Here is a 13003-nt window from a genome sequence, read left to right on the forward strand (position 1 = left end):
GCAGGTGCGTTGGCTGCATTCGTTCACCCCGGTCACTTACTAAAGTAAGCTCCCGGGGATTCGCTCATTTGCCGCCTTCCTGCCGTCCAAATGATTTTGGGTATCGATTTGGGTGTTCACGTAGGGTCGCCATTCATGGCGACTTGGTTCTGCAATCCTCGCCTTACAATCTCACTGGCGAAATGTGCCAGATCTCATCCGCATATTCCTGAATGGTGCGGTCCGACGAGAAATAACCCATATTGGCGATATTCAGCGCCGCGCTACGTTGCCACTTATCCGGCTGGCGATACAGCTTGTCCACCTTGTCCTGGGTGTCCACATAGCTGCGGTAATCCGCCAGCAGCTGATAGTGATCGCCGAAGTTCACCAGCGCATCAAACAGATTGCGATAGCGCCCTGGCTCCTGCGGGCTGAACACCCCGCTGGCGATTTGCGTCAGCGCCTGATGCAGCTCAGGATCATCCTCATAATACTTACGCGGGTTGTAACCGTCGGTGCGCAGCTTCTCGACCTGCGGCGTAGTGTTACCGAAGATAAAGATATTCTCCTTGCCGACATGCTCCAGCATCTCAACGTTGGCACCATCCAGCGTACCGATGGTTAACGCGCCGTTCAGCGCAAACTTCATGTTACTGGTGCCAGAGGCTTCGGTACCGGCAGTGGAGATCTGCTCGGAGAGATCCGCCGCCGGAATGATGATCTGCGCCAGGCTCACGCCATAGTTTGGAATGAACACCACCTTCAGCTTGTTCTTCACCTGCGGATCGTTGTTGATCACATTGGCGACGTCGTTGATCAAGTGAATGATGTGTTTCGCCACGTAATAGGCCGACGCCGCTTTGCCGGCGAAGAGATTAACGCGCGGCACCCATTCAGCGCTGGGATCGGCCTTGATGCGGTTGTAGCGCGTGATAACGTGCAGCACGTTCAGCAGCTGACGTTTGTATTCGTGGATGCGCTTGATCTGCACATCAAACAGCGCATGCGGATCGAGCACGATATCCATGTTCTTCGCCACCCAATCCGCCAGGCGTTTTTTGTTGGCAAACTTGGCGTCGGCGATCTGCTGGATAAAGGCCGGATAATCGATCTGCGTGGTCAATTCGTTGAGCTGGCCAAGATCGGTGCGCCAGTTGCGGCCAATCGCCTCGTCCAGCACCTCGGAGAGCGCCGGATTCGCCAGCGCCAGCCAGCGACGTGGCGTCACGCCGTTAGTTTTATTGCAGAAACGGCCCGGGAACAGACGCGCGAAGTCAGCGAACAGCGATTGCACCATCAAGTTGGAGTGCAACTCTGACACACCGTTAACTTTGTGGCTCACCACCACCGCCAGCCACGCCATGCGAATGCGGCGGCCGTCGTTCTCATCGATGATCGAGATGCGCGCTAACAGCTCCCAATCATCCGGGTAATATTCCTGAATGGTTTTCAGGAAGTAGTCGTTAATTTCAAAAATAATGCTGAGATGACGCGGCAGGATCTTGCCAATCATATCCACTGGCCAGGTTTCCAGCGCTTCCGTCATCAGCGTGTGGTTGGTGTAGGAGAACACCTGACAGGTCACTTCAAAGGCATCGTCCCAGCTGAATTTCTGCTCGTCGATCAGTATGCGCATCAGTTCCGGGATCGCCAGCACCGGATGCGTATCGTTGAGGTGGATGGCAATTTTGTCCGGCAAATTGTCCCAGGTTTCATGCATCTGCCAGTGACGATTGAGAATATCCTGCACCGTCGAGGAGACGAGGAAATACTCCTGACGCAGACGCAGCTCGCGCCCCGAATAGGTGGAGTCATCGGGATAGAGCACGCGCGACACGTTTTCCGAGTGGTTTTTATCTTCTACTGCGGCGAAGTAATCACCCTGGTTGAACTTACCGAGGTTGATTTCGTTACTGGCCTGCGCGCCCCACAAGCGCAGCGTGTTGGTGGCATCGGTATCAAAACCGGGAATGATTTGATCGTAAGCCATCGCCACGATCTCCTCGGTTTCCACCCAGCGCACCCGCGCGCCTTCATGCTGCAGACGGCCACCGAAACGCACTTTGTAGCGCGTATTAAAGCGCTGAAATTCCCACGGATTGCCGTACTCCAGCCAATAATCCGGCGATTCGCGCTGCTGCCCGTCGACGATATTCTGCTTAAACATGCCGTAGTCATAACGAATGCCGTAGCCGCGCCCCGGTAAACCGAGCGTGGCGAGCGAATCCAGGAAGCAGGCCGCCAAACGTCCCAAACCGCCGTTACCGAGGCCGGGATCGTTCTCCTCTTCCATCAGTTCGCTGAGGTCGAGGCCCATCTCTTCCAGCGCCTGATTGAGATCCTCATAAATGCCCATCGCCAGCAACGCGTTGCCGAGCGTGCGCCCCATCAGGAACTCCATCGACAGGTAATAAACCTGCCGCACATCCTGCGAGAGCTGCGCGCGGCTGGAGCGCAGCCAGCGTTCCACCATGCGATCACGCACCGCCAGCAGCGCGGCGTTGAGCCACTCATGCTTATTCGCGATCGATGGATCTTTACCAATAGTAAACATCAGCTTATAGGCGATTGAGTGCTTCAGTGCATCAACCGTCAGCGTGGGTGAGGCATAGGTGAAAGGTGCATTCATATCAAGTATCCCAATCTCTCATTACAGCAAACGTTGATAAAGATCGCGGTAGGCTTGTGCTGCCACCTGCCAACTAAAATCCATCCCCATCGCCTGCCGCTGAACGTAACGCCAGAGTGCAGGACGAGACCACAGAACAAATGCGCGCCGAATCGCCCGCAGCAGCGACCAGGCATTACTGTCTTCAAAGGTGAAACCGCTGGCGACGCCATCCGCCAGATTCTCAAGCGAGCTGTCTTGCACCGTATCCGCCAGTCCGCCAGTGCGACGCACCAGCGGCAGCGTACCGTATTTCAAACCATACAGCTGGGTTAAGCCGCACGGCTCAAAACGGCTCGGCACCATAATCACATCCGCGCCGCCAACAATGCGGTGCGAGAAGGCTTCGTGATAACCAATCTGCACGCCAACGCGGCCCGGATGCTCCGCCGCCGCCGCAAGGAAACCTTGCTGCAGCTCCGCATCGCCCTGGCCGAGCAGCACCAACTGTCCGCCCTGCGCCAGTAAGCCCGGTAGCGCTTCCAGCACCAGATCCAGCCCTTTCTGTTTGGTCAGACGGCTGATGACGCAGAACACCGGTGCTTTGTCATCCACCTTCAGGCCCATGGCAATTTGCAGCTGGCGCTTGTTCTCCGCTTTGCTCTCCAGCGTTTCGCTGTCGTAGCGCGCGGTGAGCAGCAGGTCGTGCGCCGGGTCCCAGATGCCGGGATCGACGCCGTTCAAAATCCCGCTCAGGCGCCCTTCACGCAGTCGCTGTTCGAGCAGTGATTCCATGCCGTAACCAAATTCCGGTCGGGTAATCTCCAGCGCGTAAGTCGGGCTGACCGCCGTAATGTGATCGGCAAAGAACAGCCCCGCCTTGAGGTAGGAAATTTGCCCGAAGAACTCCAGTCCATGCATGTCGAAGAACGCGCGCGGGATCTGGATCTCATCCAGATGACGCGCCGAAAACAGCCCTTGATACGCCAGATTATGCACGGTGAACACCGTTTTCGCCGGACGCCCGCGCGCCGCAATATAGGCGCAGGTTAAGCCAGCATGCCAGTCATGCGCATGCACGATATCTGGCTGCCAGTCGGTATCCAGCCCGCTGGCAATCTCGGCGCCCATCCAGCCCAGCAGCGCAAAACGCAGATAGTTATCGACGTAAGCAAACTGCGACGTATCGTGATACGGGCTGCCGGGACGTTCATACAATCCCGGCGCATCGATTAAATAAATACCAACGCCGTTAAATTGTCCAAAAAGTAAGCGTACCGGTCCCGCAAAAGTTTGCAACTCCGCCAGGACCTCTGTATCAGGAATCCCTTTACGCAGATCCGGAAAGGCGGGAATCAACACCCGCGCATCCGTACCATCGGCTATTTGCGCCTGTGGTAATGCACCGACGACATCAGCCAGTCCGCCGGTTTTCAACAGCGGGAAAAGCTCTGAACAGACATGTAAAACCTGCATCCTGAACCCCTATTGTTATCGCACACGTTCCACGCGGCAATTTTCTCTATATTCTTTCGTCACTTACTGACCGCCTCCGGCCAATTTGGCCAGCATGGCGCGCGTCACCAGTACGATGCCCTCTTCAGAACGGTAAAAACGACGGCTGTCTTCGTCGGGGTTTTCGCCAATGACCATACCTTCTGGCAGTTCGCAGGCGCGATCGATCACGCAGCGACGCAGACGACACGATCGGCCAACCACCACATCAGGCAGCAGCACTGCGGAATCAATATTGCAAAACGAGTTGATGCGAATACGCGGGAACAGCACCGAGTTCACCACCACCGAACCGGAGATGATGCAGCCGCCCGAGACCAGCGAATTCATTGTCATGCCGTGGCTGCCGGATCGATCCTGAACAAATTTCGCCGGCGGCAGCGGCTCCATGTGGGTACGAATCGGCCAGCTGTGATCGTACATATCCAGCTCAGGCGTGACCGACGCTAAATCGAGATTGGCGCGCCAGTAAGCTTCCAGCGTTCCAACGTCGCGCCAGTACGGCTCGGCGTTTTCATCAACCTGCACGCAGGAGAGCGTGAAGGAGTGCGCATACGCCTCGCCGCTGGCGACAATTTTCGGCAGCAGATCTTTGCCGAAATCGTGGCTGGAATCGGCTACATGCAGATCCTCTTCCAGCAGCTGGTAAAGGTAATCGGCGTTGAACACGTAAATGCCCATGCTGGCCAGCGCGCGGGTATCGTCACCCGGCATTGACGGCGGCTTCGGCGGTTTTTCGACAAAATCGATCACGTTGTTTTCGGCATCCACCGCCATCACCCCAAACGCCGTGGCTTCAGCTAACGGCACCGGCAAGCAGGCGATGGTGCATTTGGCACCGCGATCGACGTGGTCGAGCAGCATGCGCGAGTAATCCATTTTGTAGATGTGATCCCCGGCGAGGATCACGATGTACTGCGCGTTATAGCGGCGAATAATGTCGAGGTTTTGCGTCACCGCATCGGCAGTCCCGCGATACCAATGTTCGGTAGCGGCACGCTGCTGCGCCGGCAGCAGATCGACAAACTCGTTCATCTCTTCGTTGAACAGCGACCAGCCACGCTGGATGTGCTGCACCAGCGTATGCGACTGATATTGGGTGATCACGCCGATGCGCCGAATGCCCGAGTTGATGCAGTTGGACAGCGCAAAGTCGATGATGCGGAACTTGCCACCGAAGTGCACGGCAGGTTTGGCGCGTTTCGCGGTGAGATCTTTCAGGCGCGTACCGCGCCCGCCAGCAAGGATCAGGGCGACCGTTTGTGTAGGGAGCTGGCGCGCCAGCATCAGATGATCTGTTCTATCTAATTTCACCATGTCTGACTCCTTATGATTGCTTTAGGAACACACACACACCGTGTGCGGGACCGTGCCAGACAGTTGTCAGGATGGGGTTATCTTCCCCGGCGAAAGGAGGAATGGCACGCCACTCTCCGTCTGGTAAGGCGATATCACTCACCGATTCCGTGGCGTTTATTGTTATTAACCAGCGGCCGGAGAGCAGGATCTGCATTCGGTGCGTCCCCTGTTCCCACTGCTCGGCTTCCAGTGGTGTGCCGCTGGCATTGCACCACTGCACGCTGCCATCGCCCTCCTGCCACCAGCGATCCTGCGTCAACGCGGGAATGCGCTGGCGCAGACGGATTAACGCAGCAGTGAAGTCGACCAGGCCAAAATCATCCTGTTGCCAGTTCAACCAGGTCAGCGGGTTGTCCTGACAATAGGCGTTGTTGTTGCCATGCTGGCTGTGACCGCGTTCGTCACCCGCCAGCAGCATCGGCGTGCCCTGCGCCAGCAGCAGCGTGGTCAGTAAGCCATGCACGCTGCGCCGCCGCCGTTCGACAATATCGAAATTGACCTGCAGTCCCTCTTTGCCGTGGTTATGGCTGAAGTTACTGCTGCTGCCGTCGCGATTGTCTTCGCCGTTAGCCTGATTGTGTTTGTTGTTAAAACTCACCACATCGCGCAGCGTGAAGCCGTCGTGAGCGGTAATGAGATTGATGCTGGCGTGCGGCAGCCGCGCCTCACGCTGGAAAACGTCGCTGGATGCGGCAAAACGGCGGGCGAAATCGCCATTATTCAGTTGACCATGCAGCCAGTAACGGCGCGCCGCATCGCGAAAATGGTCGTTCCACTCGGCGAAGTCCGGCGGAAAGTTGCCGACCTGATAACCGCCGGGGCCGATGTCCCACGGCTCGGCAATCAGCTTCACCTGCGACAGCAGCGGACAGGCTTTGATGGCGGCAAACAGCGGCGCATCCTGATGAAACTCCGGTGTGCGTCCCAGCACGCTGGCGAGGTCAAAACGGAACCCATCAACATGGCAAACACGCACCCAGTAGCGCAGCGCTTCCAGCGCCCACGTCATCACCTGCGGATGACTAAGATTTAGCGTGTTGCCGCAGCCGGTCCAGTTTTGATATTCGCCGTTGCCATCCAGCCAGTAATAGCTGGCGTTATCCACGCCGCGCAGGGAAATCGTTGGCCCGATCTCTTCCAGCTCGGCGGTATGGTTGAACACCACATCCAGAATCACTTCGATGCCCGCGGCATGCAGTGCTTTAACCGCCTGCTGAAACTCCTGCAGCGGCGTTAAACCGTTTTCGCCCGAGGCGTAACGCGCATCCACCGCCCACAAGGCAAAGGGGTTGTAGCCCCAGTAATTACTCAATCCCAAACGGCGCAGGCGCGGCTCGCTGGTGAATTGGGCAATCGGCAGCAGTTCCAGCGCGGTGATGCCGAGGTGGCGCAGGTACTTCACCATAGCAGGATGACCCAGCGCCGCATAAGTGCCACGCAACCTTTCCGGAATTTCCGGATGCTGCTGGGTTAAGCCGCGTACGTGTGCTTCATAGATCACCGTGTTGCCCCACGGCGTCCGCGGCGCGTGATCGTCCTCCCAGTCAAAATCTTCGGCAGTCACCAACGATTTCGGCGCGATGGCGGCGTTATCCAAACCATCCGGCTCGCGTTCGCCGCCGTTGAAACGCGCGTCGTCCGCCACTTCACCCGCCACCGCTTTGGCGCAGGGATCGACCAACAGCTTAGCCGGATTGAAGCGATGTCCCTGCTGCGGCGCCCACGGACCGTGAACGCGATAGCCGTAGCGCTGGCCGGGCTTCAGCGCGGGAAAATAGCCGTGCCAGATATCACCGCTGCGCGCGGGCAGCGCGAAACGGCGCTCAGCACCGTGCGCGTCGAACAGGCAGAGTTCAACGCGTTCGGCATGCTGGGAGAACAGCGTGAAATTAACGCCGTGCCCATCATAGTGCGCACCTAACGGTTCCGGCTGCCCCTGCTCCAGCATCAGTCGCTCTCCCGCACCAGCCAAAGCGTTGCCAGCGGCGGTAAGGTCAAACTCAGCGACTGCGGCCGACCGTGACTCTCCATCTCATCGGTGTGTACCACGCCGTGATTGCGCGTGTCGCTGCCGTGATAATCGTGCTGATCGGTATTCATGATCTCGCGCCAGCCGCCACGCTGGTTGACGCCAAAGCGATAGTTGTGACGCGCCACTGGCGTAAAGTTGCTGGCTACGATGATTTCATTGCCGTCGCGATCGCGGCGCACAAATACAAACACGGAGTTTTCGTAGTCATCGACCACCAGCCACTCAAAACCTTGCCCATCAAAGTCGAGTTGATGCAGCGGCGCGTAATGGCGATAGGTGTGATTGAGATCGCGCACCAGACGATGCACGCCGTTGTGCCAGTTATCCTCACCTTCCAGCAGATGCCAGTCGAGGCTGGTGTCGTGGTTCCATTCGCGACCCTGCGCAAATTCATTGCCCATAAATTGCAGCTTCTTACCGGGGAAACCCCACATCCAGCCGTAATAGGCGCGCAGGTTAGCGAACTTTTGCCAGGCATCGCCCGGCATGCGATCGAGAATCGAACGTTTGCCGTGCACCACTTCGTCATGCGACAGCGGCAGCACGAAGTTTTCGGTGTAGTTGTAAATCATGCCAAAGGTCATCAGCTGATGATGATAACGGCGATGCACCGGGTCGAGCTTCATATAGTCCAGTGTGTCGTGCATCCAGCCAAGGTTCCATTTGAACCAGAAGCCGAGGCCGCCATCTTCTGAAGGGCGCGTAACGCCGGGATAATCGGTGGACTCTTCCGCCACCGTGACGCTGCCCGGTGCGGCGCGACCCAAAACGCGGTTGGTGTGACGCAGGAACGAAATCGCTTCGAGGTTCTCGCGTCCACCAAACTGGTTCGGCACCCATTCGCCTTCGGCGCGGCTGTAATCACGGTAGATCATTGATGCCACCGCATCGACGCGCAGCCCATCAATGCCGAAACGCTCCATCCAGTACAAGGCGTTGCCGGAGAGATAATTGCTCACTTCACGGCGACCAAAGTTGTAGATCAGCGTGTTCCAGTCCTGATGAAAACCTTCGCGCGGATCGCTGTGTTCGTAGAGTTCGGTGCCATCGAACTTCGCCAGGCCGAAATCATCGCTTGGGAAGTGGCCTGGCACCCAATCGAGCAGCACGTTAATACCAGCATCATGCGCGGCGGCCACGAAGTGGCGGAACTCATCGCGCGTACCGAAACGGCGCGTCGGCGCATACATGCCGAGCGGCTGATAGCCCCAGCTGCCGTCGAAGGGGTGTTCGTTAATCGGCATCAGTTCGATGTGCGTGAAGCCCATCTCTTTAACGTAAGGAATCAGCTGTTCCGCCAGCTCTTTATAGCTGAGCCAGAAGTTGTTATCGGTGTGACGTCGCCATGAACCGAGGTGCACTTCATAAATCGAAATCGGCTGGTCAAAAGCATTGGCGGCCTTACGCTGCGGCTGCATCTCGGTTTTCGGCGGCAGCCCGCAGATCATCGAGGCGGTTTGCGGACGCATCTGCGCTTCAAAGGCGAAGGGATCGGCTTTGATGCGCATCTGGCCGGAATTATCCACGATTTCAAATTTATACAGCTGACCGTTTACCGCGCCCGGCACAAACAGTTCCCAGACGCCAAGTTCACGGCGAAAACGCATGGGATGACGTCGGCCATCCCAGAAGTTGAACTCGCCTACCACCGATACGCGACGCGCGTTAGGTGCCCAAACGGCGAACCGCGTGCCGTGCACGCCATCAATGGTGGTGCCGTGCGCGCCGAGGGTTTCGTAGGGACGCAGATGCGTGCCTTCACCCAATAACCATGCATCCATCTCCTCCAGCAGCGGGCCGAAGCGATAGGCATCATCAATCAGGTTTTGCTGGCCGTGCCAGTTCACCGCCAGCTGATAACCAAAGCGGTTTTTACGACGCGGAATCACGCCACTGAAGAAACCGCGTGAGTCGAGGCAGGTAAGCTGAGCACATTTGCGTCCGGTGTTGGTTTCAATGACCCAAACATCGGAGGCATCGGGCAGCAGCGCACGCACTTCAAGGCCTGCAGCCGTTTGGTGCATGCCCAGTAGTGAAAAGGGATCGGCATAATTCCCGGCAAAAAGGGCATTGATCGCCTGGCGATCGGGAAGCTCTGACATGACTTTCTTCCTATGATTTTGCGCAGGCGACCAGAGTCGGCAGGATTATCGCCTCGGGTGCGCTGCTTTTCATTGAGCCATAGGTACACCGTGAGGACACAACCGTCCGTGGGAAAGATCTTCACCGTGTACAACAACCATTCAGTTCGAAAAAACAAAAACAGTTAACAACCGGCACATCTCTGTTAAATCATAGCTTGGGGATAGCAGAAGCCAGGGAGGATCGTGAAAAATACTTATCGGGCAAGCAAAAAAGGGAAGCGGATCACTTGTCAGGCGCAATTTGCATGAATTTTTGCGGCCTGGATAATTAAAAAAAGGCCGGGAAACCCCGGCCTTTCTGGTTTGCCGCTGCGCTTAGTCGATCAGCAGACGCAGCATGCGGCGCAGCGGTTCAGCCGCGCCCCACAGTAACTGATCGCCCACCGTGAAGGCGGAAAGGTATTCCGGTCCCATGTTCAGTTTGCGCAGGCGGCCTACTGGCGTGGTCAGGGTGCCGGTGACGGCGGCTGGCGTCAGTTCGCGCATGGTGATGTCGCGGTCGTTTGGCACCACTTTCACCCATTCGTTATGCGAGGCCAGAAGCTGTTCGATTTCGCTCAGCGGCAGGTCTTTTTTCAGCTTCAGAGTGAATGCCTGGCTGTGGCAGCGCAGCGCACCAACGCGCACGCACAGGCCATCAACCGGAATCACACTGCTGGTACGCAGGATTTTGTTGGTCTCCGCCTGGCCTTTCCACTCTTCGCGGCTCTGGCCGTTATCCAGCTGCTTGTCAATCCACGGAATCAGGCTGCCCGCCAGCGGTACGCCGAAATTGTCGGTTGGCAACGTGCCAGAACGGGTGAAATCGGTCACGCTGCGTTCGATATCCAGAATTGCCGAAGCCGGATCCTGGAGCGATTTCGCCACGTGGTCATGCAGCATGCCCATCTGCGTCAGCAGTTCACGCATATGACGCGCGCCGCCGCCTGATGCCGCCTGATAAGTCGCCACCGAGGCCCATTCAACCAGATCGTTAGCAAACAGACCGCCCAGCGACATCAGCATCAGGCTGACGGTGCAGTTACCGCCGACAAAGGTTTTGATGCCGTTATCGAGGCCCTGACGAATCACGTTATGGTTAACCGGATCGAGAATGATGATGGCGTCATCTTTCATGCGCAGCGTGGAAGCCGCGTCAATCCAGTAACCCTGCCAGCCGCTTTCGCGCAGCTTCGGATAGACTTCACTGGTGTAATCGCCGCCCTGGCAGGTGATAATAATATCCAGCGCCTTCAGCGCCTCGATATCAAAAGCATCCTGCAGCGCACCGGTCGACTTACCGCCGAATGTCGGCGCCGCCTGACCAAGCTGTGACGTGGAGAAGAAGACCGGATTGATGACATCAAAATCGCGTTCTTCGCTCATGCGTGACATCAGCACTGAGCCGACCATGCCACGCCAACCAATAAAACCTACATTCTTCATTTTCTGTCCGTCTCGGGTGCTCTCGAAAGAGGCCGTGTGGTGCGAGGAAAAGACTGGCCGGATAATCGTGCCGGTCTGCGTAATAATCAGGTTTACCTATGACCGTCAACTCTACAAAATGCAGCACTTCTGGCAAGTGAATTAATTCGATTGCGCCAACTTTTTCAGCAGTACAACTAATAATGGCTAACCAACATGACTGAAATGATATCCGCGACCATATTGCTGTTGTTGATTATGGATCCGCTGGGCAACCTGCCGATTTTTATGTCGGTATTGAAGCATCTGGAACCCAAACGCCGCCGCGTGGTACTGATGCGCGAAATGCTAATTGCGCTGATTCTGATGCTGCTGTTTTTATTCGCCGGTGAACGCATCCTGGCGTTTCTCAATCTGCGCACCGAAACCGTGTCGATCTCCGGCGGCATCATTCTTTTCCTGATCGCCATCCGCATGATTTTCCCGTCAGAGGAGAGCAGCTCGAGTGGCTTGCCGGCCGGTGAAGAACCATTCCTTGTGCCGCTGGCGATTCCGCTGGTGGCCGGTCCGTCGCTGCTGGCGACGCTGATGCTGTTGTCGCATCAATATCCCAACCAAATGACGCACCTGGTCGGCGCGCTGCTGATCGCGTGGGGCGTGACGGTGGTGATTCTGCTGATGTCGGGGCTGTTTTTACGCCTGCTGGGCGACAAAGGCGTTAACGCGCTGGAGCGCCTGATGGGATTGATTTTGATTATGCTGGCGACGCAGATGTTCCTGGATGGGATTCGTACCTATCTGAAGCTGTAATACATTCAGAGCGCAGGCAGCGTAACGGCGCAATTTATTGCGCCGCTACGCTATGTGCATGAATTGAATGTGATGCTTTTTTGAATATTACTTCTGCTTCTTATCGATCGGTTTACCCGACCAGTAACCGGCCAGCAGCGAACCTGACAGGTTGTGCCACACCGAGAACAGCGCGCCCGGCAAGGCCGCTAACGGCGAGAAGTAAAGTTTGCCCAGCGTCGCCGCCAGACCTGAGTTCTGCATGCCCACTTCCAGCGCCAGCGTGCGGCAGGTCGATTCATCGAAGCCAAACAGCTTACCGCCCCAATAACCGCCCAACAGACCGATCGCGTTGTGCAGGATCACCGCCACAATCACCATCAAGCCGACAGAACCGATAAAGCCCTGGCTGCCAGCCACCACCGCGCTAATGATCAGCAGAATGCACACCATCGAAAACGCCGGCAGATAAGGCTCAACGCGGCGCACCACGCTATTCATGGAGTGATGGATAATCAGACCCAGGCTAATCGGAATCACCACGATTTTCACGATGCTGAGCAGCATGCCGACCACATCCACCTGAATGTGGGTATCAACGTAGAAGCGTGTCAGCAGCGGTGTGGCGAATACACCTACCAGCGCCGACACGGATGAGATGGTCACCGACAGCGCCACATCGCCCTTCGCCAGATAAATCATCACGTTAGAAGCGGTGCCGCTGGCCACGCTGCCGACCAGAATCATGCCTGCCGCCAGATCCGGTGGCATCTGGAACAGCTTCGCCAGGCCCCACGCGGCCAGCGGCATCACCAGATAATGCAGGAAAGTCCCGGCGATCACCGGCGCAGGACGCACCAGCACGCGTTTGAAATCATCAATGTTTAGCGTCACGCCCATGCCGAACATAATCAGCATCAGCAGGTAAGTCACCCACGGCCCAATGCCGAGAAAGGTGCCAGGAGAATAATAAGCAGCGACCGAGAGCAGCACGGCCCAGAGCGGGAACAGGCGGGTAAGTTTGCCGAGCATAACCAGACTTCCTTAGGAATTTTTTTATATTGCCACAGATGAAATGTCGCGCAGGGAACGACCACAGCGACGGACGCGGGATCATAACATTTCATTATCTTGACGTAAGGCGGGAAGTCGCTTGCGGGGCAAAATGCG

8 protein-coding genes are annotated in these 13003 nt (G+C 56.9%); 1 reads left to right on the top strand and 7 read right to left on the bottom strand.

The genetic code is table 11. The features are described 5' to 3' along the window. Positions 1-163 precede the first annotated feature (163 nt). The 6 genes from glgP to asd all read right to left on the bottom strand — a co-directional run bounded on the left by glgP (position 164) and on the right by asd (position 11065). On the bottom strand, positions 164-2611 hold the full coding sequence (gene glgP, locus PZBJ_RS14880) for a glycogen phosphorylase (protein WP_101763107.1): 2448 nt from the start codon (positions 2609-2611) through the stop codon (positions 164-166). Positions 2612-2632: 21 nt separating this feature from the next. Continuing rightward, complete coding sequence (gene glgA, locus PZBJ_RS14885; protein ID WP_101763108.1) at positions 2633-4066, bottom strand: glycogen synthase GlgA; 1434 nt, start codon at positions 4064-4066, stop codon at positions 2633-2635. Positions 4067-4129: 63 nt separating this feature from the next. Then, complete coding sequence (glgC, locus tag PZBJ_RS14890; RefSeq protein WP_101763109.1) at positions 4130-5422, bottom strand: glucose-1-phosphate adenylyltransferase; 1293 nt, start codon at positions 5420-5422, stop codon at positions 4130-4132. A 10-nt stretch (positions 5423-5432) separates the two neighbouring features. Next, on the bottom strand, positions 5433-7412 hold the full coding sequence (gene glgX / locus PZBJ_RS14895; protein ID WP_101763110.1) for a glycogen debranching protein GlgX: 1980 nt from the start codon (positions 7410-7412) through the stop codon (positions 5433-5435). Then, positions 7412-9598 carry a 1,4-alpha-glucan branching enzyme gene (glgB, locus tag PZBJ_RS14900; protein WP_101763111.1) on the bottom strand — a complete coding sequence of 729 codons (2187 nt, stop codon included), beginning with the start codon at positions 9596-9598 and terminating at the stop codon, positions 7412-7414. Before glgB ends, glgX begins: the two co-directional genes overlap by 1 nt. Positions 9599-9955: 357 nt before the next feature. After that, positions 9956-11065 carry an aspartate-semialdehyde dehydrogenase gene (asd, locus tag PZBJ_RS14905; protein WP_101763112.1) on the bottom strand — a complete coding sequence of 370 codons (1110 nt, stop codon included), beginning with the start codon at positions 11063-11065 and terminating at the stop codon, positions 9956-9958. A 195-nt stretch (positions 11066-11260) separates the two neighbouring features. On the opposite strand from asd, the gene PZBJ_RS14910 reads away from it, so the two are divergent. Further along, a complete protein-coding gene (locus PZBJ_RS14910) occupies positions 11261-11854 on the top strand; it encodes a YhgN family NAAT transporter (RefSeq protein WP_008109858.1) in 594 nt (197 codons plus the stop codon). A gap of 87 nt (positions 11855-11941) precedes the next feature. On the opposite strand, the gene panS is transcribed toward PZBJ_RS14910, so the two are convergent. Continuing rightward, the gene (panS, locus tag PZBJ_RS14915) at positions 11942-12865 is read right to left on the bottom strand and encodes a ketopantoate/pantoate/pantothenate transporter PanS (protein ID WP_101763113.1); all 924 of its coding nucleotides are present in this window, start codon (positions 12863-12865) and stop codon (positions 11942-11944) included. Positions 12866-13003 lie beyond the last annotated feature (138 nt).

The sequence above is a fragment of the Pantoea endophytica genome (genome assembly GCF_002858935.1).
In the GTDB taxonomy this organism is placed as follows: Bacteria; Pseudomonadota; Gammaproteobacteria; order Enterobacterales; family Enterobacteriaceae; genus Pantoea; species Pantoea leporis.

Bases quoted from the DNA above. Each gene is read 5' to 3' on its own strand.
- glgP (WP_101763107.1), bottom strand. From the start codon at position 2,611: ATGAATGCACCTTTCACCTATGCCTCACCCACGCTGACGGTTGATGCA.
- glgA (WP_101763108.1), bottom strand. From the start codon at position 4,066: ATGCAGGTTTTACATGTCTGTTCAGAGCTTTTCCCGCTGTTGAAAACC.
- glgC (WP_101763109.1), bottom strand. From the start codon at position 5,422: ATGGTGAAATTAGATAGAACAGATCATCTGATGCTGGCGCGCCAGCTC.
- glgX (WP_101763110.1), bottom strand. From the start codon at position 7,412: ATGCTGGAGCAGGGGCAGCCGGAACCGTTAGGTGCGCACTATGATGGG.
- glgB (WP_101763111.1), bottom strand. From the start codon at position 9,598: ATGTCAGAGCTTCCCGATCGCCAGGCGATCAATGCCCTTTTTGCCGGG.
- asd (WP_101763112.1), bottom strand. From the start codon at position 11,065: ATGAAGAATGTAGGTTTTATTGGTTGGCGTGGCATGGTCGGCTCAGTG.
- PZBJ_RS14910 (WP_008109858.1), top strand. From the start codon at position 11,261: ATGACTGAAATGATATCCGCGACCATATTGCTGTTGTTGATTATGGAT.
- panS (WP_101763113.1), bottom strand. From the start codon at position 12,865: ATGCTCGGCAAACTTACCCGCCTGTTCCCGCTCTGGGCCGTGCTGCTC.